The following is a 23,839-nucleotide window of genomic DNA, read 5'->3' as shown; positions in this document are numbered from 1 at the left end:
CGAGCTCGTTAACACGCCTAGAACGGCGACACATTCAGGAAAAAGCGCTGCAACCACCCCATATGCTGCGCTTCGTTGATATAGCCATCGCCCACGTACTCGATCCGTGCATCGGCCACTTGAGTCGACGGCACGGTATTTTGCGCGGTGATCGTACGAGGATTCACGACGCCCGAGAAGCGAATGAATTCGGTGCCCTGGTTGATCGCGATTTGTTTCTCGCCGCGTACCCGCAGGTTGCCGTTATTCATCACTTCTAATACGGAGACGGTGATCGTACCGGTAAACGTATTGTTCGCCTGAGAGCCGCCGCCGCCCGCAAAATCGCTGGCGCCCTCGATATCGAAACCGTACTCGGCCAACGTATCCAGCACATCCGGAAGCTGGGCTAAGTCCAGACTCGCACTGCCAGAGCGGTTGGCGTTGGATTGGGCATTCTTACTCGCGCTTACCTCTTCATCGAGCACGATGGTGAGAATATCGCCTATGGTACGGGGGCGACGATCTTCGAATAGCGGCTGATAGCCCCGGCGCGCCTGATAGATGGAGCCGTTAGGCACCGGCGGTGGCCGATCGACGATGGTGATCTGCTCTTGCTCGCCCACGACGGACGCGCGGGGTATCTGCGCGCACCCTGCGGTCAGCAGCACCAGCAGCGCTAAGCTAGCCAGCACGACGCGGCGTAACATAAGGTTTGATTTCAACATAGCGCGATCCGTTAAGAAGCTCTGACGAACAGTGGCATTAGAGCTGGCTTAAGCGCGCTAGCATTTCGTCACTGGTCGAGACAGCTTTACTGTTGATCTCGTAAGCTCGCTGCGTTTGGATCATGTTGACCATTTCTTCGACGACATTGACGTTCGAGGTCTCGACGTACCCTTGGAACAGTCGCCCGGCACCGTTATTACCCGGCGCGTTTTGGTTCGGCGCCCCCGAGGCACCGGTTTCCAGGTAAAGGTTGCCACCGATGCTTTCCAAACCCGCTGGATTGATAAAGGAAGCCACGTTGATTTGGCCAATATCGGCATCTTGAGCGATTCCCGGCTGACGCACACTCACCGTGCCATCTTCACCGATCGACACCGATAGCGCATTGGCCGGCACGAAGATCGCTGGCTCGAGCGGATAGCCGTTCGCCGTGACCATCTGGCCATTTTCGTTCAGCTGGAAACTGCCGTCACGGGTATAACCAATCGTGCCGTCTGGCAAAAGCACTTGGAAAAAGCCTTCACCATTGATCGCGAGATCGCGGGAGTTGCCCGTTTCTTCCAAGCCGCCTTGCGTGTGCAAGCGCTCCGTAGCCACGGCACGCACCCCGGTACCGATCTGCATACCGGAAGGCAGACGGTCCTGAATGTTATTCTGCGCGCCCGGCTGGCGCATGTTTTGATAAAGCAGGTCTTCGAAAACAGGCCGCGAACGCTTGAAGCCATTGGTACTGACGTTCGCGAGGTTGTTGGAAATGACATCCAGCTTGGTTTGCTGAGACTCTAGTCCGGTTTTGGCAGTCCACAAAGACTTGATCATACGTAGGTTCCCTTGGCTGAGTGGCTGCGATTAGCCCTGAATAGCGAGAATACTGTTGGCTCGCTGGGCATTCTCGTCCGCCGAGCTGAGCATTTTCATTTGCATGTCGTAACGGCGCGCCACGTCGATCATCGATACCATGGCATCGACGGCACTCACGTTACTGCCTTCCAGCGCACCACTGACCAAACGAGCATCCTCATCCGCTTGCAGCACGCCAGGCGCACCATCCTCACCGGGTGGCGCTCTAAAAAGTCCGTCGTCGCCGCGTTCTAATCCCTGCTCATCCGGCGTGACGAGTTTGATACGGCCAACGTCCACGATTGCTTCAGGCCCTTCCCCCTGAGGAATGGCACTGATCGTACCGTCGGCCCCAAATGAAATTTGCGCGCCCTGCGGCACCGCAATGGGACCGGCATCTCCCATGACAGGCCGACCTACGCTCAACAGCACCCCATCGCTGTCGAGCTGTAAGTCGCCTCGGCGGGTATACGTCTCGGTCCCGTCGTCTGCTAACACCGCCATCCAAGCATTTCCCTGCATGGCCACGTCCAACGTACGTCCAGTACGCTCGATAGGGCCTTGTGAGAAATCGGTTCCCGGCGTCGTGGCTACTGCCGAGACCCGAGTGGGTAGTGCGCCATCGCCCTGCACGGGCACCGAGCGCACGGCCTGAAGCTGAGCGCGGAACCCAGCGGTCGACACGTTCGATAGGTTGTTGCTCACTACCGACTGTTGGTCCATCGTGTGTTTTGCGCCGCTCATGGCGGTGTATAGCATGCGATCCAAGACGTTTACTCCTTACCCGTTGGCCCACTCATTAAATATTAATGATGGTTTGCAGGAGCTCGTCCTGAGTACTGATGGTCTGTGAGTTTGCCTGGTAGGCACGCTGAGCCACGATCATATCGACCAGCTCACGGGCCATATCCACGTTGGATGTTTCAATCGCACTTGGCTGGATTAAACCGCGCAAGCCAGCGCCCGGCGCACCCAGCAGCTCTTGACCAGAGGTTCCAGTGGCTGCCCACAAGTTTTCACCCTCAGGGCGCAGACCTTCTGGATTACGGAAAGTCACCAATGTCACCTGGCCAGCAGCGCGCGACTCTTCGTTCGAGTAGTTGCGCATGATGGTGCCATCTTCCTCGATGGTGATACCAACGAGCGCACCTGACGTATAGCCGTCCTGTACGGTGTCATTGACCGTGGATTCGCTGGCAAACTGGGTAGACCCTTCAAAGCTCAGCTCGATATCCAGGGCTGCCAGCGGGTTACCGGCACCAAATTCGTTGTTGTTGAACAAAGCATTGGTGGAATTGTCCGCCTGTAACGTGCCGTTTTGGGTAAACGTCAGGTTACCCAGGGCCACATCATAGGTGCCGCCATCCGCGGGGCCACCTGACAAACGCCCATTAACTTCCCACTCGTTAGCGGCAGTTTTAGTAAAGTAGACGGAAAGGTTACGCGCGTTACCCTGGGAGTCGAAGACCGTCGCGTTGGTAGAGTAGTTATAAGTGTTCGCATTATCCGCGTCGAACGCGGCAGCAATCACTGGCTGGCCAGAGTTCAGGTTTAACGAGATATCCAGCCCAGTCGTGGCGTTTGCAGGCAAATCGCCAGGTGGAATTTCCATGGGCACCACGTTACCGCCCTCTTGCACGTTGCCCTCGGCATCGGCGGGGTAGCCCATGATCTGAGCCCCTTGGGCATTCACGAGCCGACCATCCGACGTCATGGTCAGCTGACCATTGCGCGAATAGCCAATTTCACCATTAGGCTGTTGGTAACGGAAGAAGCCTTCACCGGCAATTGCCAGATCCATGTTACGGCTGGTGGACTCGATGTTGCCCTGACTGAAGTTCTGCAACACAGCGGAGGTCCGAACCCCTAAGCCCACGCGCGAGTTTGCGAAGACATCGGCAAACTGCACGTTGGAGCTTTTGAAACCAACGGTCTGAGAGTTAGCAATGTTGTTGCCAACGACGCCGAGTTTTTCCTGCTGAGCGTTTAAGCCACTAAGTGCCTGTGTAAAACTCATGATGTTCCCCTGAAGAAAGTATCGATTAGCGAGTAATCAAAGAATTTGCTTGATTTGGTCGAGTGTCACTTGGCCATATATCGCACCGAGGTCAAGACGTACGTCACTGCCACCTGCTCCAGGCGAAACGCCTTGTACCAAGGCATAATTCAATGCGCGCGACTCCAGCAGTTCACCCTCGGCATTCGTAGCTTTGAAATTAACTCGATAAGCGCCCTCAGGAACGGCATCGCCCCCGTTGGTCGTGCCACCCCAGCTAAATGACTCTACCCCCGCCGCTACACTGCCCAGTTGATTGGTATAAACCACTTCACCGGACTGACTGGTCACCGTGACTTCTACCTGCTCAGCAGGGGAATCGAGCTCAATGCCAAACGGAGTAGCGTACGAACCATTGTCAGGATCGACGCTGACCATCACGTTATTGCCTGGCACCAGTACGGCTTTATCGATTAACCCAGCCGCCTGCAGCGTTTGCGCCGCATCCATCTGCTGGGTAATGCCGTTCAAGGTATCGTTCAGCTCTTCGATGCCGCTCACCGTATTGATTTGCGCGAGCTGAGACGTCATCTCCGCATTTTCCATCGGGTTGAGCGGGTCTTGGTTCTGCAACTGTGTGATCAGTAGCGTCATGAAGCTATCGCGCAGTTCGGCAGACTGACGCGTGGAGAGGCCAGAAGTAGAACCATTGCTGTTAATGCTATTAACGACACTCGTGTCAATATTCATCGTTAGCCCTCACCGAGCGATAGCGTTTGAACCATCATTTGCTTGGTTGTGTTGAAAACTTCCACGTTGGCTTGATAAGAGCGTGACGCAGAAATCATATTGACCATCTCGTGCACCGGCTCGACGTTGGGCTTGGCAACGTAGCCTTCTTCGTCCGCTGCGGGGTGGTTCGGCATGTACTCCATCCGTAGCGGAGAGTCGTCTTCCAGTACTTCCGTGACCCGTACGCCCCCCACCCCATAACGGTTATTCTGGGCCTGAGCTTCGAACATGACCTGTTTGGCGCGGTAGGTTTCTCCATCGGGCCCTGCCACACTATCGGCATTCGCCATATTGCTCGCCGTGACGTTCATCCGCTGGGCTTGGGCGCTCATGGCCGAACCGGCAATATCAAACGCTGAAAACATCGACATCGCTTATTCTTCTCCTATCACTAGGTTATTCAGGCTGCATCGCATTTTTCAGGCCTTGAATACGACGGTTCATGATGGTGAGCGCAGCCTGATAGCGCACCGCATTGTCGGCAAACTGTGTTCGCTCGCGATCCATGTCGACGGTGTTGCCATCGAGACTTGGCTGGTCAGGAATTCGATACAGCAAATCTGCACTTCCTGCGCCTTGCCAGGCAGGCCCCTCACCCGCCAAATGGCGATCGGAGGTACGCGCCAATGCCAAGCCACCGTTCTGCTGCTGTGCCTGGCTGCCGTCCACGGCTTTCTTCAGCTCGCTGGCAAAGTCGATGTCCCGCGCCTTATAGTTAGGCGTGTCGGCATTGGCAATGTTAGCGGCTAGCACTTGGTGCCGTTGCTGCCGCAACCCCAGTGCCTGCTGATGGAAGTTAAAGGCAGATTCAAGCTGATCAATCATGCCGACCCTCGCTCGCTGAGAGGCAAAAATAAATCGGAAATTGTTGATGATGAATGATAGGCGTGCGGCTTTCACCTTAAAGCATGGAACAGCTACCGTTTACACCAGCATTTCCCATGATGCGGGAGGTACTTTTGCATTACACTCCCGGGCTGATGCTAGCCGTCTGTTCCTCTAACCTGAGCGACTTTCCCATGCGCCACTTGCTGCATTTTGCTGCACGCTGCTCAGCAATTTTTAATGGTTTGTTATTACTTTTGTATGTCGGCACGCCTCAGCCCGCCTGGGCACAAACGACAGACCAAGCACTGGTCGATGCCGTGCAGCAGTTCTTGTACCAAGAAGCTCAAGCGCTGGGCGAGGAAGTGGTCATCGATATCGCACCGCCGTCACCGCACCTACCCGCCTGTTTGCAGCCCACCCCATTTTTACCCAATGCGGATCAGGCTCCTATCGGTCGTGTATCTGTGGGCGTTCGCTGCGGTGAAGCAGGCCGCCAGACCCGCTATCTGCAGGCGCAGGTGGACGTGATTGGTCGTTATATCGTAGCGAGCCAAGATATCGAGCGCGGAGCCTTGATTACAGCAGCCATGCTAACTCAGCGTGAAGGCAACTTGAGCGATCTCTCCTCTCAAGCACTCACGAGTGAAGATGAGGTCGTGGGCAAGGTCGCGCAGCGGCCTATCCGCAGCGGCAGCACCTTCCAAGCACATTTTTTACAAGCCCCTAGCCTCGTGGAACGTGGCCAGCGTGTCACGGTCATAGCGGAAGGTACCGGCTTTCGCGTGTCCCGGGAGGGGGAGGCACTTGCGGATGGTGCCCAAGGTGAAACCATCCGTGTACGTTTTGGTCCTCGTGACATCATGAACGCGCGAGTGATTGGCCAAGGGACTTTAATGGTGGATTTTTAGTCGATCATCTAAAGTTTCTCTATAGAAAGCCGATAAAAGTAATATAGCGCGCGGCGCCCCAACGTTGACGATGAGGCCAACAACGTGAAAATCGATAATCTCAATCCGCTGCTTCGCAACACCCCCGCGCAGCAGCGTGATGATGCTCAAAAAATTGGTGGCACTAAGCCACCGGAAACGGGTAATTCGACCCGTGAAACGACTCAGCTTAGCCCATCTAGTATCGATGACAGCCAAGACATCGACATGGCTAAGGTCCAAGAGATTCGTGATGCCATCCGTGAAGGTCGACTCGAAGTGCGTGCCGATCGTATCGCAGATGGCCTTATCGCCAATTTGAACGACCTGTAACGTTTATCCTATGAGCCTTTCACGCCTTCTTTCCAGCCAGTTGCAGCGCCTTGAAGATCTCATTGCGCTACTTTCCAATGAGCAGGAGCAGCTGACCAAAGGCAGTATCGACGGTGACGTATTAACGCAGATCGCTGCTAAAAAGCAGGCACTACTGGACGAGTTGGAGCGCATGGAAGTGTTGCGCCGTGGCGTCCAAGCCAAGCTTGGCTATCCGGAAGGTGCCCTGGGAGCCAAACAAGCCGCTACTGACGCAGCGTGCCTACCGACATGGGAAAGCCTGCTCGAAAAGAGTGAACGCGTCTCACGAATGAATGCATTGACCGGCCAAATGCTGTCGTTACGCATGAAGCATAACCAAGAGATGCTCGACTACATTCGACAAATTGCCGAAAAAACACTGTATAAGCCGAATGGTCGTAACAGCGCCCAGCCAGGTCGTATCAATGCATCGGCTTGAACGGCTGTCCTAGACAAAATCTATACAAAGCGCTTCAATGAGAACAAGAGTGTTCATTGTTGGAGCGTGTCATGTTTCCTCATCTCCCCGAAGGCTTTAACGCGGTCATTACAGGCGCCAATGGCGGCATTGGTCATGCAATGCTGCAACGCCTTTTGTCATCCCCTCAAACGGGGCGTGTCATCGCAGTTAGCCGCTCAGCGATAGCTGCACATCACCCCAAACTCGATGCGCTGGCTGCAGACATCACTACTCCATCAGGCCGAGAGGCGCTATGTAGCGCCTTAGACGGCCAACCGGTTCACTTACTCTTCAATGCGGTGGGCCTACTCCATGATGATTCCCGAGGTATACAGCCTGAAAAGCGCCTAGAGCAACTGGATGACGAGGCATTCGCCCACGTCATGCACATCAATGCGGCAACGCCTGCGCTGCTAATTGCCGCCCTCAAGCCCTCGCTGCAAGGGAAGCACCCCACGATCATCGCTAGCCTCTCAGCCCGTGTCGGCTCCATCAATGACAATGGGTATGGCGGTTGGTATAGCTACCGTGCCAGCAAAGCCGCGCACAATATGTTGATGAAGACCGCCTCGATCGAGCTAACACGGTTGAATAAGCAGTCGATCGTTCTCTGCCTGCACCCAGGCACGACAGATACGTCTCTCTCGAAGCCGTTCCAAGCCCGGATTCCAAGCGGTAAGCTGTTTACCGCTGACTTCGTGGCGAAACAGCTAATCGACGTGATGGCCAAACGGTCGCCGGAAGAGACTGGCAGTTTCTGGGACTGGGCAGGCGAGTCGATCGAGTGGTAACGACGTCTTTCATCAACGTCTGACGCCACCCACACACCAAAAAGCCCCGAGCACAGGGAGCCCGGGGCTGGTCATGGCGCGCTTTCGAGCGCGCAACAAAAAACCCAGCCGTTTGGCTGGGTTCTTTGCGGTATAAGTGCCTGACGATGACCTACTCTCGCATGGGGAGACCCCACACTACCATCGGCGCTAAGCGGTTTCACTTCTGAGTTCGGCAAGGGATCAGGTGGTTCACGCGTGCTATGGTCGTCAGGCGTAACAGGTAATGCATATCATGCTGAGTGTTGTGTGATCGTCTCTTGTCCGTCAGCGCCTTGGCTGGCGGATGCGTATCCGGTTTTCTGAGTGGCGATCCACTCAATCGTTATCATCGCGACCAGACCCCTTGGGTGTTATAGGGTCAAGCCTCACGGGCCATTAGTACACGTTAGCTCAACGCCTTGCAGCGCTTCCACACCGTGCCTATCAACCAGCTGGTCTCGCTGGGCCCTTTAGGAGACTCTAGGTCTCAGGGATGTCTCATCTTGAAGGGGGCTTCCCGCTTAGATGCTTTCAGCGGTTATCCCGTCCGACCATAGCTACCCGGCAATGCCACTGGCGTGACAACCGGAACACCAGAGGGTCGTCCACTCCGGTCCTCTCGTACTAGGAGCAGCTCTTCTCAAACATCCAACGCCCACGGCAGATAGGGACCGAACTGTCTCACGACGTTCTAAACCCAGCTCGCGTACCACTTTAAATGGCGAACAGCCATACCCTTGGGACCGACTTCAGCCCCAGGATGTGATGAGCCGACATCGAGGTGCCAAACACCGCCGTCGATGTGAACTCTTGGGCGGTATCAGCCTGTTATCCCCGGAGTACCTTTTATCCGTTGAGCGATGGCCCTTCCATACAGAACCACCGGATCACTAGAACCTGCTTTCGCACCTGCTCGACGTGTCTGTCTCGCAGTCAAGCACCCTTATGCTCTTGCACTCATTGCACGATGTCCGACCGTGCTGAGGGTACCTTCGTGCTCCTCCGTTACGCTTTGGGAGGAGACCGCCCCAGTCAAACTACCCACCACACACTGTCCTCGATCCGGATAACGGACCTGAGTGAGAACGCCAATGATGCCAGGCTGGTATTTCAAGGTTGGCTCCACCCGAACTGGCGTCCGGGTTTCAAAGCCTCCCAGCTATCCTACACAGGCAACATCAGCGTCCAGTGTGAAGCTATAGTAAAGGTTCACGGGGTCTTTCCGTCTAGCCGCGGGTACACCGCATCTTCACGGCGATTTCAATTTCACTGAGTCTCGGGTGGAGACAGCGTGGCCATCATTACGCCATTCGTGCAGGTCGGAACTTACCCGACAAGGAATTTCGCTACCTTAGGACCGTTATAGTTACGGCCGCCGTTTACCGGGGCTTCGATCAAGAGCTTCGGCCGAGGCCTAACACCATCACTTAACCTTCCGGCACCGGGCAGGCGTCACACCCTATACGTCCGCTTGCGCGTTAGCAGAGTGCTGTGTTTTTACTAAACAGTTGCAGCCACCTGGTATCTTCGACCGGTTCGGGCTCGGGGAGCAAGTCCCATTACCCTACGCCGGCGTGCCTTCTCCCGAAGTTACGGCACCATTTTGCCTAGTTCCTTCACCCGAGTTCTCTCAAGCGCCTTGGGATTCTCACCCTGACCACCTGTGTCGGTTTGGGGTACGGTCGCACATGATCTGAAGCTTAGAGGCTTTTCCTGGAAGCGTGGCATCAATGACTTCCGGACCGTGGTCCGTTCGTTTCGTGTCTCGGCCTTAGCGTCCCGGATTTACCTAAGACACCAGCCTACTCACTTTCACCAGGACAACCAACGCCTGGCTCACCTAGCCTTCTCCGTCCCCCCATCGCAATCATGTCCGGTACGGGAATATTGACCCGTTTCCCATCGACTACGCCTTTCGGCCTCGCCTTAGGGGCCGACTCACTCTGCTCCGATTAGCGTCGAACAGAAACCCTTGGTCTTCCGGCGAGGGAGTTTTTCACTCCCTTTATCGTTACTCATGTCAGCATTCGCACTCGTGATACCTCCAGCATGCTTCTCAACACACCTTCATTGGCTTACACGACGCTCCTCTACCGCTCATCCAGAGGATGAACCCGTAGCTTCGGTACCTGGTTTAGCCCCGTTACATCTTCCGCGCAGGCCGACTCGACTAGTGAGCTATTACGCTTTCTTTAAAGGATGGCTGCTTCTAAGCCAACCTCCTAGCTGTCTGAGCCTTCCCACATCGTTTCCCACTTAACCAGGATTTGGGGACCTTAGCTGACGGTCTGGGTTGTTTCCCTTTTCACGACGGACGTTAGCACCCGCCGTGTGTCTCCCACGCTGGCACTCACCGGTATTCGGAGTTTGCCTCGGGTTGGTAAGTCGGGATGACCCCCTAGCCGAAACAGTGCTCTACCCCCGGCGGTGATACGTGAGGCGCTACCTAAATAGCTTTCGAGGAGAACCAGCTATCTCCGAGCTTGATTAGCCTTTCACTCCGATCCACAAGTCATCCAAATCTTTTTCAACAGATCCTGGTTCGGGCCTCCAATTGATGTTACTCAATCTTCACCCTGCTCATGGATAGATCGCTCGGTTTCGGGTCTATATCCAGCGACTGTGTCGCCCAGTTAAGACTCGGTTTCCCTACGGCTCCCCTATACGGTTAACCTCGCCACTGAATATAAGTCGCTGACCCATTATACAAAAGGTACGCAGTCACGGAACAAGTCCGCTCCTACTGCTTGTACGCACACGGTTTCAGGATCTATTTCACTCCCCTCTCCGGGGTTCTTTTCGCCTTTCCCTCACGGTACTGGTTCACTATCGGTCAGCCAGGAGTATTTAGCCTTGGAGGATGGTCCCCCCGTCTTCAGTCAAGGTTTCTCGTGCCCCGACCTACTCGATTTCACATGATCAGATTTTCGGCTACGGGGCTATCACCCACTATGGCCACGCTTCCCAGCGTATTCGCCTAATCAGTCACATGCTTAAGGGCTGGTCCCCGTTCGCTCGCCGCTACTAGGGGAATCTCGGTTGATTTCTTTTCCTCAGGGTACTTAGATGTTTCAGTTCCCCTGGTTCGCCTCCTACGCCTATGTATTCAGCGTAGGATACTCAGCTGATGCTGAGTGGGTTTCCCCATTCAGAGATGTCCGGGTCACAGGTCGTTTGCCACCTCACCGAACCTTATCGCAGGCTACCACGTCTTTCATCGCCTCTGGCTGCCTAGGCATCCACCGTGTGCGCTTCATTGCTTGACCCTATAACCCGAAGGGGTCTGGTATCTCGCAATGATAACGATTGCCGGATACGCTTGAGACGTATCACTTAACAATTACGTATGAACGTTTCAACAAACGTTCATGTCAGCATGATATACATTGTTAAAGAGCGACTGCTATGCGCAGTGATAAGCGGATGCTTTTTTCACTTTAAAAGGAAAAGAAAGACCTTTTCTTTTTTTAACGTGAAAACAGCGCTTATCACTGCGTAACAACAGCATTCTGATCAGGTAATTCATTGTGAGCGCTTACCGCGAGGGGAAGACATCGTTTAAGGAGGTGATCCAGCCGCAGGTTCCCCTACGGCTACCTTGTTACGACTTCACCCCAGTCATGAACCACACCGTGGTGATCGCCCTCTTGCGTTAGGCTAACCACTTCTGGTGCAGTCCACTCCCATGGTGTGACGGGCGGTGTGTACAAGGCCCGGGAACGTATTCACCGTAGCATTCTGATCTACGATTACTAGCGATTCCGACTTCACGGAGTCGAGTTGCAGACTCCGATCCGGACTGAGATCGGCTTTTCGGGATTGGCTGACTCTCGCGAGCTCGCAACCCTTTGTACCGACCATTGTAGCACGTGTGTAGCCCTACTCGTAAGGGCCATGATGACTTGACGTCGTCCCCACCTTCCTCCGGTTTGTCACCGGCAGTCTCCTTAGAGTTCCCGCCATTACGCGCTGGCAAATAAGGACAAGGGTTGCGCTCGTTACGGGACTTAACCCAACATTTCACAACACGAGCTGACGACAGCCATGCAGCACCTGTCTCTGCGTTCCCGAAGGCACTAAGGTATCTCTACCGAATTCGCAGGATGTCAAGAGTAGGTAAGGTTCTTCGCGTTGCATCGAATTAAACCACATGCTCCACCGCTTGTGCGGGCCCCCGTCAATTCATTTGAGTTTTAACCTTGCGGCCGTACTCCCCAGGCGGTCGACTTATCGCGTTAACTTCGCCACAAAGTGCGCTAGGCACCCAACGGCTGGTCGACATCGTTTACGGCGTGGACTACCAGGGTATCTAATCCTGTTTGCTACCCACGCTTTCGCACCTCAGTGTCAGTGTCAGTCCAGAAGGCCGCCTTCGCCACTGGTATTCCTCCCGATCTCTACGCATTTCACCGCTACACCGGGAATTCTACCTTCCTCTCCTGCACTCTAGCTTGACAGTTCCGGATGCCGTTCCCAGGTTGAGCCCAGGGCTTTCACAACCGGCTTATCAAGCCACCTACGCGCGCTTTACGCCCAGTAATTCCGATTAACGCTTGCACCCTCCGTATTACCGCGGCTGCTGGCACGGAGTTAGCCGGTGCTTCTTCTGCGAGTGATGTCTTTCCTAGCGGGTATTAACCGCTAGGCGTTCTTCCTCGCTGAAAGTGCTTTACAACCCGAGGGCCTTCTTCACACACGCGGCATGGCTGGATCAGGGTTGCCCCCATTGTCCAATATTCCCCACTGCTGCCTCCCGTAGGAGTTCGGGCCGTGTCTCAGTCCCGATGTGGCTGATCATCCTCTCAGACCAGCTACGGATCGTTGCCTTGGTGAGCCTTTACCTCACCAACTAGCTAATCCGACATAGGCTCATCCGATAGCGGGAGCCGAAGCCCCCTTTCTCCCGTAGGACGTATGCGGTATTAGCCTGGGTTTCCCCAGGTTATCCCCCACTATCGGGCAGATTCCTATGCATTACTCACCCGTCCGCCGCTCGTCAGCATCCAGCAAGCTGGATCTGTTACCGCTCGACTTGCATGTGTTAGGCCTGCCGCCAGCGTTCAATCTGAGCCATGATCAAACTCTTCAGTTTAAGATCAATGCGGTTCTTACCTGTGACCGAGGCCACAGAAGCGAACCAAACTTGGCTCAAGGGTCAAACGAATTCATTCATTAGGCCGAAGCCTGTTTGACGAGTCGCTTGCCTTGATAATAGGTGATGATTCACCCTCATCGGCAAGCGCCCACATGAATTACCTGATCAAATTGTTAAAGAGCTGTTTCGCTGTGCCGGCTCGATGACCTGAACCGTGTTGCCTCAGCGAGGAAGGCGTATTCTACGCATTCCGTGGTGTTTGTCAACCGCTGTTTTCAGCGAGTGAAGCGAGCGATCCAATCAATAACGAGACGGCGCTAACTTCCTGACAAACCAGAGGTTTTTAACCTCTTGCACCGCTGGTAACGCTTGGCGTCCCCGGCAGCGGATGCGTACTTTACGGATTCGAAGCCGGGTTGGCAAGAGGGTTTTGTAAAAAAACTCCAACATGACCCTGCTAAGCTGAAACGTTGTGTGTCTCTCCACTCTACTAAGCTGAATGATTCAGCGTACTCATCGCTTCAGATACCAGCGATTCAGAGTTTAAGTCTGCAATCGTACGAGCGCCTGTTAGGGTCATGGCAACCTTCATCTCTTTTTCGAACAGGTCGAGCAGGTGGGCCACCCCCGCTTCACCCGCCGTTGCCAGTGCATAGATGAAAGCACGACCAATGAGCGCAGTGTCCGCACCCATGGCAATCATTCGCACTACATCTAGTCCGCTGCGTACGCCAGAGTCAGCCAAAATGGCCAAGTCACCTTTGACAGCATCTGCAATGGCAGGGAGCGCACGTGCGGTAGAGGGCACGCCATCCAACTGTCGGCCGCCATGATTCGACACCACGATTCCATCGGCACCAAAACGCACGGCATCTCTCGCATCTTCTGGGTCTAAAATCCCTTTGATGATCATCGGGCCATCCCAGAACTCACGGATCCACTCCAAATCTTTCCAGGAGATAGCCGGGTCGAAGTTATCACCCAGCCAGGCAATGTAGTCTTCCAGCTCGGTGGGCTTGCCTCGGTAGTCGGACACATTCCCCAGATCGTGGGGGCGGCCATGAATGCCGACGTCCCATGCCCATAGAGGATGCAGCGCTGCCTGAAGCATGCGCCTCATGGGGCCATGCTTACCACTCATACCGGAGTGGGCATCACGATAGCGAGCGCCGGGCACCGGCATATCGACGGTGAAAATCAGCGTTTTCACACCTGCAGCTTTCGCGCGCTCCAGCACGTGCTTCATGAAGCCACGATCTTTTAGCACGTAGAGCTGAAACCAGATGGGACGCTCCACGGCGGCAGCGACTTCCGCTATGGGGCATACCGACACGGTAGAGAGCGTGAACGGCACCCCCTTCTTGGTGGCTGCGCGCGCCGCCTGCACTTCGCCACGCCTAGCATACATACCCGCAAGTCCAACGGGAGCTAGTGCGAGCGGCATGGCGAGCTTTTCACCCAATAGCTCGGTTTCCAGTGAAAGTGACGACATATCCTTAAGCACACGCTGACGCAGCGCGACATCGCGCAAATCATCGACATTGCGACGCAGCGTATGCTCGGCATACGACCCGCCATCGGCATAATGGAAGAGAAAGGGAGGAAGGCGGCGCTTGGCAGCCTGGCGGTAATCCGTTGAAGCAGAGATGATCATGACGGGCCCTATGCACGGAAGACGTTATTGTAAGTAGCCACTAAGAGTAGGCGCGAAATCGCTGGCGATGGCTTTACACTACGACTGACCGTACACAGCGATACGCCTGCCATTCAGCTTGCATTGGTCATACCAATTGACAACCAACGTTTAGTAACGTTAATGACAAGCTGATGGCATGTCAAACGAAGATCCCACCTGACGGGTAGCCGAGCTATAGACCTTAGTTTAGCCACGATCTCTGGCGAACACGGTATTCGCTGCTTGAGTCGCCCTCTGAAACGCCCTATTATTGGTCTTACCAATTAAGGGAGCACTTATCGATGACCTACCCTCCGCTCCGTCAACAGCGCCTTGCCGACGTGATAACGGAACGCCTGGAAGCCATGATTTTGGAAGGCAGCCTCAAGCCCGGCCAGCGTTTACCCCCAGAAAGGGAGCTGGCCGAGCGTTTCGGCGTATCGCGCCCATCGCTGCGAGAGGCCATTCAAAAGCTGGCAGCCCGAGGCCTGCTCACCAGCCGCCAGGGCGGCGGCACGTTCGTGAACGAAACGCTGAACAGCGGTTACACCGATCCGCTGCTGGAAATGCTTTCGCGCCATAACGAATTCCATTTGGATCTGTTGGAATTCCGTGACGCCATGGAGGGCATTTCCGCCTACTACGCGGCCCTTCGCTCCACGCCTGCCGACAAAGCCGTTCTCATTCAGCGCTTCGAGGAGCTCGATGGTGGCTTCGTCGGTGCCGACCCGGCTCAGGAAGCAAAACTAGACGCAGCCTTTCATCTCGCCATCGCGGAAGCCGCGCACAACGTGCTGCTGCTGCACACCATTCGCGGCATTTTCCACCTGCTCGAACAGAGCATCGTGGATAACTTGGCCCATCTGTTCGCCAAGCCCGACTCTCGCACCCAACTCATGAAGCAGCACCGCGCCTTGCTGGATGCCATCCTAGAAGGCCGTGCGGAAGACGCCCGAGCACGCGCCCACGAGCACTTAGTGTATGTGGAAGAGGGGCTGCTTGAGATGGCCAGAGCCGAAACCCGCGCCCAGCGGGCCTTACGCCGCGCCCAGGGCACCAGCAGTCCGGCATGAGCAATCACCTCAGTCCTACCGCGCGGCGCTGGCGTCGGCTATGGCTGATCGCCATTCCTGTGGGGCTATTGCTGTGCATGTGGCAGGCGGCCCAGCTCGCCCGTGAACAGGCGCTGTCGAATCTGCAGGATGACGCCGAGAACGAGCTACGTCTCTCAGCCGCCAACTTGAACGGCTATCTGCTGCGCTACGACTACCTGCCACAAATGCTAGCCACTCGGGAAGGCGTTCAGCGCTTTTTGGACTCTCCTGATAGCCAAGACCCTATGCCGCTCAACCTGCTGCTGGATCGCTTTCGCTTCACCTCAGGCGTCTCGGACGTGTACCTGCTGGATCGCGATGCCAACACCATTGCCGCCAGCAACTGGCATCGTCCGAACACCTTCATTGGCCAGAACTATGCCTTCCGTAGCTACTACTCGGATGCCATCGCAGGCGGCCAGGGACGGTTTTTCGGGCTAGGTATCAAGTCCCTGGAGCGCGGCTACTACTTCTCCTCACCGGTATGGTTGGACGATACCTCTCCCGATGCCAAGCCCGATGGCGTGATCGTCGTCAAAGTGCTGCTCGATGATGTCGAAGAGAGCTGGGCCGAACAGGACGCCGAGCTGTTCGTCACCGACAGCGACAATATCATCTTCATGGCCAGCCACCCCGAACTGCGTATGAACGCTCTCTATCCGCTGAGCGACGAACAGCGTGACGCGCTCCGTGACACCCGCCGCTATGCCATGGAGCCGCTCACGCCGTCCGGCATTCAACTAGATACCCCCTACGGGCCCGGCAGTTACCTTGTGAGCTTTGCCCATGGCCCGCTAAGCGGCGGGCGCTATTTGAGCCTGACGCGCCCCATCCCCGAGTTTGGCTGGCAAATGCATATTCTCAAGCCGCTGACGCCGGTCATGAACGCCCAGTGGATTGCCGCCCTGATGGCGGGCGGACTTTACGGCGTCATCGCCCTGGCGGGCGGCATTGGCTGGCAACGTCTCCGACTGCGCCGAGAGCGCGAAGCCTTTGCCGAGCGGGAGCGCCAAACGCTCGCCCGCGTGCGCGATGAGCTCGAAGTCAGCGTCGAGCGTCGTACCCGCGACTTAGTCGCCAGCAACCAGCGCCTCTCCGATGAGATCGAAGAGCGGCGACGGGCAGAGGCCAACCTACGCCAAACCCAGAACGAACTGATTCAAGCTGCCAAGCTCGCCGTGCTAGGGCAACTGGCAGCAGGCATCAATCACGAACTCAACCAGCCCCTGGCCGCCATTCGCGCCTATGCGGAAAACGCTCGCCGTTTCATCGAACTGGCACGGATCGAACGCGCCGACGCCAACTTGGCGCACATTGTCGAACTCACCGAGCGCATGGCCGACATTAGCGCCCAGTTGCGCCAGTTCTCCCGCAAGAGCAGCGAGCGCCAGGAAACGATTTCGGTACAGGCGTGCATCGAGTACGCCCTGCGGCTGTTCCATAGCCGCCTTCGCGATGACGGCATCCACGTCGTCCAGCAGTGGCCGGAAGAGACCCTCTGGGTAGAGGGCGACCTGGTGCGCCTGGAGCAGGTGCTGGTGAATCTGATCGGTAACGCGGTTCAGGCCATGAAGGAGATCGAAGCGCCTGTGCTCACGCTTAGCACCCACGTAGACGATCACTACGTGGTCATCAGCGTGGCAGACAATGGCCCAGGCATTGCAACGGATCATCTGGGACACATTTTTGAGCCCTTTTTTACCACCAAAGCACCGGGCAGCGGATTAGGGCTAGGACTCTCGATCTCCTCGCGTATTATGGAAGACCTGGGAGGCAAGCTACAGGCCAACAATCTGGCCAATGGCGGTGCCTGTTTTACGGTAACCCTGCCACGCTCGCCAGCGCCTTCCCCCTCCCGCCATGAACAGGAGAACCCATCCCATGCATGAGCCGTCGACACTGCCGGTCATGGTGATCGACGACGAGCCGCATCTTCGCATCACCGCCAGCCAAACCTTAGAACTCGCGGGCTATACGCCCCACTGCTTCGAGTCCGCCGAACAGGCGCTGGCCGCTTTGCCACCCGACTTTCCCGGCGTCATCGTCAGCGATATACGCATGCCTGGCATGGACGGCATGGCGCTGCTGCATGAACTGCATAGCCGCGATGCCACGCTGCCGATCATTCTGATTACCGGCCATGGCGATATCTCCACTGCGGTAGAGGCGATGCGGGCAGGAGCCTGGGACTTTCTGGAAAAACCCTTCGCGGGCGACCAGCTGCTGGATGTGGTGAGGCGTGGCATCGAAAAGCGCCAGCTAAGCCTCGAAAACCTGCGCTTGAAAGCCGAGCTAGAGGTGCAGCAAGCCGCGCTGGGCCCGCGCCTGGTTGGGCGAACGCCAGTGATCTCACGGCTTGCCGCCATGATCCAGCGCATCAGCCAGGTGGAAGCCGACGTGCTGCTGTTTGGCGAAACGGGCACCGGCAAAGACCTCGTCGCCCGGGCCATTCACGAGCGCAGTGCCCGGCGTAACAGCCCCTTCATGGCCATCAACTGCGGCGCGGTGCCGGAAAACACCATCGAGTCCGAGCTGTTTGGCCATGAAAAAGGCGCCTTTACCGGCGCAGTCGAACGGCGCATTGGCAAATTCGAGCACGCCAACGGCGGCACGGTCTTTTTAGACGAGATCGAGTCGATGCCGTTGGCTCTACAGGTGAAGCTGCTGCGCGTGCTTCAAGAGCGCAGCGTGGAGCGCCTAGGGGCCAACGAAGCGGTGCCGCTCAATATTCGCGTTATCGCCGCTACCAAAGTGGACCTGAAAGTCGCCGCTGACGAGGGGCGCTTTCGCGAAGATCTTTATTACCGGCTCAATGTGGTGACGCTCCCGCTGCCAGCCCTACGGGAAAGGCGGGAAGATATCCCGCTGCTCTTCCAACACTTTGCCGTGGTCGCCGCCAACCGCAGCGGCCTGGAAGCACCGACCCTGGATAGCCATGCCGTGGCCGCGCTGCTGGCCCACGACTGGCCCGGCAACGTTCGCGAGCTGCGTAATTTAGCAGAACGCTATGTACTGTTAGGCGCGGCGTTCGACTACCGCCTGGATGTCCTTCTGGAGGGGGTTGCCGCAGATACGCAAGAACCCACGCTGCCGCGTCAGGTAGAGCTATTCGAGAAGAGTCTGATCAGCCAGTCCCTGGCCCGCCACCATGGCCGCGTGACCGATGTTTGTCGCCATCTGGGGATTCCCCGCAAAACCTTTTACGACAAGCTAAAGAAGCATGGCCTCAGCGCCGACGACTATCGCCACAGCAGTGAGCCTTGATGAAAGAGCTCCAGCAGCACCCCCCACGGGGGCACCCAGGGCACCAGCACCAGCAGGGCAATCAGCATCAGTAGGTTAGAGAGCGGGCGGCGACTATCGCCCAGTTTCAGCGCCGTACCGAACGAGCGCTTCAACCGCGCGCCCTCCAAGTCGACGCTAAACAGCTCGTCCAGGCTCAGATGGATGATGAAGCCGAGCAGCACCGCCGCCCCGTGGGACCACGCCAGCCAAGCCGGCTGCACCAATAAATGGTAGCTAATGGCAGCGGTGGCCAGCGCGCAAAGCCCGGCGGCCATCAGCGAATGCCAGATGCCACGGTGCACGGTCAGGCGCGAAAACAGCACCGCTGCTAAATAGCGCACCGAAAAGTAGATGCCCCCGCAGGCCACCAGCAGCAACCCAGGCGTCAGCCAGGGTTGGAGCAGCAGCACGCCCAGCACCAGTGACGGAACGGATAATAGATTGAAAATCAGGCGGATAGAGCGGGACCGATCGGCGTCGATATCGGGCAGAATGCCGCCAAAGGCCACCAAAGCAATGACCAGCAGCGCTTGCGGCGCTCCCCACCACTGGGCCTGCCAGCCAACGTAGGCCATTAGCGTGCCGCCCGCTGCTGCTACCGTAATATGCGTGCGAAAATTAGCCATGTCGCGGCACCCTGGAAAACTGGATAAATTACCAGATTTTTAGAGCGTGCAACATGGCTATGTTAGAAAAAAGAGTGGTAGGGCAAGCGCTTAGCGACCGCTTTCGGCATCGCCGAGAAACTGATCTTTTAACTTCACGTAATTGCCAGCGGTATAGGGAAAGAACGCGCGCTCTTTCTCCTTGAGCGGGCGCAGCGCCTTTGCCGGGTTGCCTGCGTAAACATAGCCGCTCTCCAGCCGCTTCCCGGGCGTCACCACGGCGCCAGCGGCAATGATCACCTCATCTTCCACCACGGCACCGTCCATGACGATCGCTCCCATGCCCACCAAGATACGGCTACCTAGCGTGCAGCCATGCAGGATGGCCTTATGGCCAATGGTGACATCCTCGCCAATGGTGAGCGGAAAGCCGTCGGGGTTAAAGTCACTCGCGTGAGTGATGTGCAGCACGCTGCCATCTTGAACGCTGGTACGCGCGCCGATGGTAATGCGGTGCATATCGCCACGAATCACCGTCATGGGCCAGACCGAGCAGTCATCGCCGAGCGTGACATTGCCAATCACCACGCTGGCGGGATCAATGTAGACACGCTCACCCAACTGCGGCGAGACGCCTTGATACGTTCGTAGGGCACTGCTCATGGCACACTCCTCTAAAGCGTTTTGCGTTTCGTGACGACGCGGGATGACATCACTATAGCAACCCGCCGAGTAGAACAATAAACGTCAATGGAATCGAGACCCAGCGAACGATATTACGCCACATGACATAGCCACCATCGCCCACGCCCAGCGCTTTCACGACCAGCGCTTGCGGCATCACCCAAGCGGCAAAGGTAGCAATCAGCAAACCACCCAAGGGCAGGAAAATATCGGGCGGAATACTGCTCACCAGTTCGAACACGTTACGCCCAAACAGCGGCCTAAACTCGGCCAGCGTCGAGAACGAGAACGCCGATAGCAGGCCCAGAAGCCAGACGCTGATCGCCACCACGGCGGTCGAAAGACTGCGCCGCCAGCCCAGCCCCTGCAGCGTGGCCACCATCGGCTCGGCAAGGTTAATCGCCGAGGTCCAGGTGGCCAGCAGCAGCAGCAGGAAAAATACGCTGAGCCAGAGTGAGCCCCAGGGCAGCTCGGAAAAAGCGATGGGCAGCGTCACGAACATGAGTCCTGGTCCATCGGCGGGGTCCATGCCCTGGGCAAACACCACCGAGAAAATCGCAATGCCTGCCAGCAGCGCCACGCTAATGTCCAGCACCGCCACGGCAAAGGCCGCCTTTGGCAGGCTCTGCTCATCGGGCATGTAAGCCCCGTACGCCATCAGCGCACAGGCACCGACTGCCAGCGTAAAGAAGGCATGGCCCATGGCATGTAACACGACAGTAGGCGTCACGTCCTCGAAGGAGGGCAGAAAGAGCCACGACAGCGCGGTACCAAAGCCCGACGTAGTAGTGGCATAAATAGCTAATAGCAGCAGCAACCCGTAAAGCAGCGGCATCAGCAGGTTGTTGAGCCGCTCGAGCCCTTTGGCCACCCCGGCTGCCACCACCGTCATGGTCATGAAGAGGAACAGCGAGTGGTTGAAGATCAGCAGCCCAGGGTTCGCCAGAAACGCGTCGAACCCCGCGCCGATCTCGGCAGCGCTGGCACCGTCAAAATTGCCGTTCACCGAGGCCACTAAAAACTCAATCGACCAGCCGGAGACCACCGAGTAAAACGACAAAATACAGAACACGGTGAACGCGCCAAACAGCCCCAACCAGCGCCAATGGCGGGAAGCCCCGGCTTCTGACGCCAGCACGCCGAGCGCCTGCATCGGCCCACGCCGCCCTGCACGCCCAATCAGGATTTCCGCCATCATCACGGGAATACCTAACAGCAGCACGAACGCTACGTAAATCAACAGGAAAGCAGCACCGCCGTTCTCCCCCGCCACATAGGGAAAGCGCCAAATATTACCCAGCCCAACCGCAGCACCTGTTACCGCCAAGATAAAGGCCCGTTTCGACCCCCAGCGCTCTAGCGTTTCACTCATTACTTGCTCCTGCCATGGGTGGCATTGTTGGTGACACTTGCAGATTACGGATATGGAAAGGCGGCAAGACTAGCAGGCGCCTGCCCCCAGGCCAAACGCTTGCAGCGGGTCAAGCATTGAAACAACGCCTCACTGCCCGCACTGTGTCATCATCAGCGCACGTTTTTGTGCGCCCCTAACTTGATTGCTACCGAGGTGCTTATGTCCCGCAACCCGTTGCTAGAGAGCCACGAGCTTCCCCCTTTCGCCGACATTCGTGCCGACCACGTGGTGCCTGCCGTGGACACGCTGCTCGATGAGAGCCGCGAGGCGATTGATCGCCTAGCCCAGCAGTCCGCTACCACCCCCCCAACGTGGGAGAACTTTGCCGCCCCGCTGGAAGCAGTGAATGACCGTCTTTCCCAAGCTTGGTCGCCGGTGTCGCACCTCAACGGCACCATGAACACCCCCGAGCTGCGCGATGCTTACCAAGCCTGCCTGGAAAAACTCTCTGCATTTGGCACTTGGGTCGGTCAGCACGAAGGGCTGTTCAAAGGCTGGCAGGCGCTAAAGGAGAGCGAGAGTTGGCCAACGCTCACGGCTGCTCAACAGCGTACGGTGGATAACGCCCTGCGGGATTTCCGTTTGGCCGGGGTCGACCTACCGGCAGATAAGAAAGCCCGTTACGGCGAGATTCAGTCCCGCCTCTCCACGCTTTCTAACCAGTTCTCTAACAACGTGCTGGACGCCACTCAGGCGTGGCACAAAGACATTCAGGATCGCGAGGCGCTGGCGGGCGTTCCGGAGAGCGCCCTGGAGACCCTTAAAGCGCTGGCAGACGCCAAAGGCGTGGAGGGTTATCGCATTACGCTGGATTTCCCCAGCTTCTTCCCCATCGTCAGTTACGCCGACAGCCGCGAGCTGCGCGAGGAGGTATATACCGCTTTCGTGACCCGCGCCTCCGACCAGGGTCCCAACGCAGGCAAATTCGACAACGCCCCCATTTTGGAAGAAATACTGACCCTGCGTCAGGAACTGGCGGGACTGCTGGGCTTCGACACCTACGCCGACTACTCGCTGACCACCAAAATGGCAGACTCCCCCGCGCAGGTGCTGGACTTCCTGGAAGACCTCGCCCGCCGCGCCAAACCGCAAGCGCAGGAGGAGTTCGCCGAACTCAGCGCCTACGCCCGTGACGAGCTAGGTATCGAGACACTCAAACCCTGGGATGTCGCCTACGTCAGCGAGAAACTGCGCGAAGCACGCTACGCTATTTCCCAAGAGCAGCTGCGCCCCTACTTCCCCGCGCCGCGGGTCGTCGATGGTTTGTTCCAAGTCGTCGAGCGCCTTTATGGCGTTCAAGTAACAGAAGACAGCAGCGCTCCGAGCTACCATGACGACGTGCGCTTCTTCCGTATTACCGAACAGGGCACGCCGATTGCCGGGTTCTACCTGGATCTCTACGCCCGCGAAGGTAAACGGGGCGGTGCGTGGATGGCCGACTGCCGGGTACGCCGCAAAACCGAAAACGGCGTGCAGCTCCCCGTGGCCTTCTTGACCTGCAACTTCACCGCGCCGGTGGGCGGCAAGCCTGCACTCCTCACCCATGACGAAGTGACCACGCTGTTCCACGAGTTTGGCCACGGCCTGCACCATATGCTGACCAAGCAAGAGGTGGCAGACGTCTCGGGCATCAACGGCGTCGCCTGGGATGCCGTCGAGCTGCCCAGCCAGTTCATGGAAAACTACTGCTGGGAGCGGGAAGGCCTCGACCTGCTGGCCAAACATGTGGACACCGGCGAACCGCTGCCGGACGTTCTGTTCGAGCGGCTGCAAGCGGCGAAAAACTTCCAGTCCGCCATGGGCATGGTGCGTCAGATCGAGTTTTCACTGTTCGACCTGCGCCTTCACCACGAGCTGGAAGCGCCTTCGGCCAGCGATGTTCAAGCGCTGCTCGACGACGTGCGTCGCCAAACCTCCGTCGTGCCCGTGGTCGACTTCAACCGCTTCCAAAATAGCTTCAGCCACATTTTTGCGGGCGGTTACGCTGCCGGCTACTACAGCTACAAGTGGGCAGAAGTGCTCTCCGCCGACGCCTGGAGCGCTTTTGAGGAGGCGGGTATCTTTGATCCCACCACTGGTCAGCGCTTCCGTGAAGAGATTCTGGAGCAAGGCGGCGCGCGGGATGCCGCCGAGCTATTCCGCGCCTTCCGAGGCCGTGAACCCAGCGTCGAGCCGCTGCTGCGCCATAGCGGTATTCGCGCGGCCTAAGCCGCCCCGACCGTTTGTTTCGATACGGTGTGGCGGCATGGCCGTCACACCTTGGGAGTAAAG

At 57.1% G+C, this 23,839-nt stretch carries 19 protein-coding genes and 3 rRNA genes; 8 read left to right on the top strand and 14 right to left on the bottom strand.

Annotated features, from left to right (window positions below):
• Nucleotides 1-17 precede the first annotated feature (17 nt).
• Genes CTT34_RS00415 through flgB form a run of 7 tightly spaced genes read right to left on the bottom strand, consistent with a single transcriptional unit; the run spans nt 18 to nt 5,161 of the window.
• Entirely contained in the window at nt 18-707 is a 690-nt protein-coding gene (locus CTT34_RS00415) for a flagellar basal body L-ring protein FlgH (RefSeq protein ID WP_159340586.1), read from the bottom strand.
• A 37-nt stretch (nt 708-744) separates the two neighbouring features.
• Nucleotides 745-1,527 (bottom strand): flagellar basal-body rod protein FlgG, encoded by a 783-nt coding sequence (gene flgG, locus CTT34_RS00410; protein WP_159340585.1) that lies wholly within the window; start codon nt 1,525-1,527, stop codon nt 745-747.
• A gap of 30 nt (nt 1,528-1,557) precedes the next feature.
• Nucleotides 1,558-2,316: a flagellar basal-body rod protein FlgF gene (flgF, locus tag CTT34_RS00405; RefSeq protein WP_159340584.1), complete on the bottom strand. Its 759-nt coding sequence runs from the start codon at nt 2,314-2,316 to the stop codon at nt 1,558-1,560.
• Between the two features lie 31 nt (nt 2,317-2,347).
• Nucleotides 2,348-3,565 carry a flagellar hook protein FlgE gene (flgE, locus tag CTT34_RS00400; RefSeq protein WP_159340583.1) on the bottom strand — a complete coding sequence of 406 codons (1,218 nt, stop codon included), beginning with the start codon at nt 3,563-3,565 and terminating at the stop codon, nt 2,348-2,350.
• Nucleotides 3,566-3,601: 36 nt separating this feature from the next.
• Nucleotides 3,602-4,294: a flagellar hook assembly protein FlgD gene (locus CTT34_RS00395; protein ID WP_159340582.1), complete on the bottom strand. Its 693-nt coding sequence runs from the start codon at nt 4,292-4,294 to the stop codon at nt 3,602-3,604.
• 2 nt (nt 4,295-4,296) lie between these two features.
• Nucleotides 4,297-4,707, bottom strand: a complete 411-nt coding sequence (gene flgC / locus CTT34_RS00390; RefSeq protein WP_159340581.1) for a flagellar basal body rod protein FlgC — start codon at nt 4,705-4,707, stop codon at nt 4,297-4,299.
• Between the two features lie 25 nt (nt 4,708-4,732).
• Nucleotides 4,733-5,161 carry a flagellar basal body rod protein FlgB gene (gene flgB, locus CTT34_RS00385; RefSeq protein WP_159340580.1) on the bottom strand — a complete coding sequence of 143 codons (429 nt, stop codon included), beginning with the start codon at nt 5,159-5,161 and terminating at the stop codon, nt 4,733-4,735.
• Nucleotides 5,162-5,295: 134 nt separating this feature from the next.
• On the opposite strand from flgB, the gene flgA reads away from it, so the two are divergent.
• From flgA to CTT34_RS00365, 4 genes are all read left to right on the top strand, one after another.
• The gene (flgA, locus tag CTT34_RS00380) at nt 5,296-6,072 is read left to right on the top strand and encodes a flagellar basal body P-ring formation chaperone FlgA (protein WP_254436431.1); all 777 of its coding nucleotides are present in this window, start codon (nt 5,296-5,298) and stop codon (nt 6,070-6,072) included.
• Nucleotides 6,073-6,156: 84 nt separating this feature from the next.
• Nucleotides 6,157-6,423: a flagellar biosynthesis anti-sigma factor FlgM gene (gene flgM / locus CTT34_RS00375; protein ID WP_159340579.1), complete on the top strand. Its 267-nt coding sequence runs from the start codon at nt 6,157-6,159 to the stop codon at nt 6,421-6,423.
• Between the two features lie 10 nt (nt 6,424-6,433).
• Nucleotides 6,434-6,883 carry a flagella synthesis protein FlgN gene (locus CTT34_RS00370; protein WP_159340578.1) on the top strand — a complete coding sequence of 150 codons (450 nt, stop codon included), beginning with the start codon at nt 6,434-6,436 and terminating at the stop codon, nt 6,881-6,883.
• Between the two features lie 71 nt (nt 6,884-6,954).
• A complete protein-coding gene (locus tag CTT34_RS00365; RefSeq protein ID WP_159340577.1) occupies nt 6,955-7,695 on the top strand; it encodes an SDR family NAD(P)-dependent oxidoreductase in 741 nt (246 codons plus the stop codon).
• Nucleotides 7,696-7,833: 138 nt separating this feature from the next.
• On the opposite strand, the gene rrf is transcribed toward CTT34_RS00365, so the two are convergent.
• The 4 genes from rrf to lldD form a co-directional block, all read right to left on the bottom strand.
• Nucleotides 7,834-7,949, bottom strand: a 5S ribosomal RNA gene (gene rrf / locus CTT34_RS00360).
• Nucleotides 7,950-8,091: 142 nt separating this feature from the next.
• Nucleotides 8,092-10,982, bottom strand: a 23S ribosomal RNA gene (locus CTT34_RS00355).
• 293 nt (nt 10,983-11,275) lie between these two features.
• Nucleotides 11,276-12,808 (bottom strand): 16S ribosomal RNA (locus CTT34_RS00350).
• Together the 16S, 23S and 5S rRNA genes form the textbook arrangement of a ribosomal RNA operon.
• 493 nt (nt 12,809-13,301) lie before the next feature.
• Nucleotides 13,302-14,465, bottom strand: coding sequence for an FMN-dependent L-lactate dehydrogenase LldD (gene lldD / locus CTT34_RS00345; RefSeq protein ID WP_159340576.1), 1,164 nt, complete (start codon nt 14,463-14,465; stop codon nt 13,302-13,304).
• Between the two features lie 323 nt (nt 14,466-14,788).
• On the opposite strand from lldD, the gene CTT34_RS00340 reads away from it, so the two are divergent.
• From CTT34_RS00340 to CTT34_RS00330, 3 genes are read left to right on the top strand one after another with little or no spacing between them, the layout of a single operon-like run.
• Complete coding sequence (locus CTT34_RS00340) at nt 14,789-15,559, top strand: GntR family transcriptional regulator (protein ID WP_159340575.1); 771 nt, start codon at nt 14,789-14,791, stop codon at nt 15,557-15,559.
• Nucleotides 15,556-17,469 (top strand): sensor histidine kinase, encoded by a 1,914-nt coding sequence (locus tag CTT34_RS00335; RefSeq protein ID WP_159340574.1) that lies wholly within the window; start codon nt 15,556-15,558, stop codon nt 17,467-17,469. The genes CTT34_RS00340 and CTT34_RS00335 overlap by 4 nt, the downstream gene beginning before the upstream one ends.
• On the top strand, nt 17,462-18,844 hold the full coding sequence (locus CTT34_RS00330; RefSeq protein ID WP_159340573.1) for a sigma-54-dependent transcriptional regulator: 1,383 nt from the start codon (nt 17,462-17,464) through the stop codon (nt 18,842-18,844). Before CTT34_RS00335 ends, CTT34_RS00330 begins: the two co-directional genes overlap by 8 nt.
• On the opposite strand, the gene CTT34_RS00325 is transcribed toward CTT34_RS00330, so the two are convergent.
• The 3 genes from CTT34_RS00325 to CTT34_RS00315 form a co-directional block, all read right to left on the bottom strand.
• Nucleotides 18,820-19,491: a metal-dependent hydrolase gene (locus CTT34_RS00325; RefSeq protein ID WP_159340572.1), complete on the bottom strand. Its 672-nt coding sequence runs from the start codon at nt 19,489-19,491 to the stop codon at nt 18,820-18,822. The genes CTT34_RS00330 and CTT34_RS00325 overlap by 25 nt on opposite strands.
• A gap of 90 nt (nt 19,492-19,581) precedes the next feature.
• Nucleotides 19,582-20,133: a gamma carbonic anhydrase family protein gene (locus CTT34_RS00320; RefSeq protein ID WP_159340571.1), complete on the bottom strand. Its 552-nt coding sequence runs from the start codon at nt 20,131-20,133 to the stop codon at nt 19,582-19,584.
• A 52-nt stretch (nt 20,134-20,185) separates the two neighbouring features.
• Entirely contained in the window at nt 20,186-21,526 is a 1,341-nt protein-coding gene (locus tag CTT34_RS00315; protein ID WP_159340570.1) for a sodium-dependent transporter, read from the bottom strand.
• A 201-nt stretch (nt 21,527-21,727) separates the two neighbouring features.
• On the opposite strand from CTT34_RS00315, the gene prlC reads away from it, so the two are divergent.
• Nucleotides 21,728-23,776 carry an oligopeptidase A gene (prlC, locus tag CTT34_RS00310; RefSeq protein WP_159340569.1) on the top strand — a complete coding sequence of 683 codons (2,049 nt, stop codon included), beginning with the start codon at nt 21,728-21,730 and terminating at the stop codon, nt 23,774-23,776.
• Nucleotides 23,777-23,839: the final 63 nt, after the last annotated feature.

The sequence above is a fragment of the Halomonas meridiana genome (genome assembly GCF_009846525.1).
In the GTDB taxonomy this organism is placed as follows: Bacteria; Pseudomonadota; Gammaproteobacteria; order Pseudomonadales; family Halomonadaceae; genus Vreelandella.
The sequence above is the reverse complement of the archived record's forward strand: the minus strand, read 5'-3'. Positions and strand labels throughout refer to the sequence as shown.